This is a genomic window from Mesorhizobium sp. M1E.F.Ca.ET.041.01.1.1, from assembly GCF_003997355.1.
In the GTDB taxonomy this organism is placed as follows: domain Bacteria; phylum Pseudomonadota; class Alphaproteobacteria; order Rhizobiales; family Rhizobiaceae; genus Mesorhizobium.
Genome location: NZ_RZSL01000982.1, coordinates 1 through 1407 on the forward strand (window position 1 = coordinate 1; position 1407 = coordinate 1407).

The following is a 1407-nucleotide window of genomic DNA, read 5'->3' on the forward strand; positions in this document are numbered from 1 at the left end:
GAACTTGGTCACGGCCTGGACCTGCTGCCAGGTCTTCGGCACGCCCCATTCCGCCAGGCCTGCCTTGTCGCCGGTGTCGGCTTTCCAGGCTGCCGCCAGATCGGTGTCGGAGAACACGTCGGTGCGGTAGTTGAAATTATGAGTATCGCCGTCGACGGTCACGCGATACTGCTTGCCGTTCCAGGTGCCGACCGGCGGCTTGAGATACGCCACCAGGTCATCCATATCGATCTGCTTCTTGACCCAGTCCGGCATTTCGGAAGTGAGACCCTTGCCGCAGACATCGCCTTCGAAGGGCGCACCCATCTCAACGATGTCAAAATCGATTGTATTCGTGGCAATCGCCTGCTGCAGGCGCGGATTGTAATCGGCCTGTGCCAGATCGATCCAGTTGATCTTGGCGCCGGTATAAGCTTCCCACGGCTTCAGGAAACCGCGGAACAGCACGTTATGCAGATTCTGGTTGTTGAGGCCCATGAAGGTGAGCTCGACACCGGCGAATTCACCTTCCTTGACGTTGGCCTTGGTCGCTTCCAGACAAAGCTCGCCGACTTTCTGGAAGTCGGCATCCGTCGGCTGGCCCTTGCCGACGCCCGGTATCTGCAGAAGTTTCGCGCGCAGATCATCCGCGGCGGCGGCCGGTTTGGCCAGCGCGCCGATTCCGGCGCCTGAGGCCGCCGCAAGTGCTGCCATGCTGGCCGCGCCCTTCAGTAATTCGCGGCGGGTCGCCCCGGCGCGCACCAGTTTTTCGTAAAGGTCGACTCTCATCTCAAGGTTCCTCCCAGAACTTCCAGTCGTGAATTGAATTGCCAATCTCGGACGCCGAAACGTCTGTGGTTCTCCTATACCATAGGGGGACGTGGGACCCCACCCTGCGTCGCCTGGAACTCCGATTATCCGGGACAAGGACCGGCTGTCGGATTGGCACTCGCAACTATTCGCGTAATCGATTACCTTGTCAACAAGGATGGATTTTTATCTATAAGATACTGACTTGCCCTTGCCGTTGGCAATGGCTAGCTTCACCGAAAAAGATAGGGGAGACGATGGCTCAAGTCGCAATCGCCAATGTGGCCAAGGCATTCGGAACCGTCAAGGTTCTGCACGAGGTCAGCGTCGATATCGCCGACGGCCAATTCGTCGTGCTGGTCGGTCCTTCGGGGTGCGGCAAGTCTACGCTGCTGAGGATGGTGGCAGGGCTGGAGACGGTCTCCGGCGGGACGATCTCGATTGGCGACCGCATCGTCAACAACCTGCCGCCGGCCAAACGCGACATCGCCATGGTGTTCCAGAACTACGCGCTCTATCCGCACAAGACGGTGGAGCAGAACATGGCTTTCGCGTTGAAGCTGCGCGGCACCGACCCCGCCTTGGTCGCCGAGCGGGTGAAGCGGGCAGCCGACATTC

General features: G+C 59.6%; 2 protein-coding genes. One reads left to right on the top strand and one right to left on the bottom strand.

From position 1 onward, the window contains the following. Nucleotides 1–768 (bottom strand): extracellular solute-binding protein (locus tag EOA38_RS36605; protein WP_127301500.1); only part of this gene is annotated, 768 nt, incomplete at its 3' end. Between the two features lie 278 nt (nucleotides 769–1046). On the opposite strand from EOA38_RS36605, the gene EOA38_RS36610 reads away from it, so the two are divergent. Continuing rightward, a partial coding sequence (locus tag EOA38_RS36610) for an ATP-binding cassette domain-containing protein (protein WP_127301501.1) occupies nucleotides 1047–1407 on the top strand: 361 nt, incomplete at its 3' end.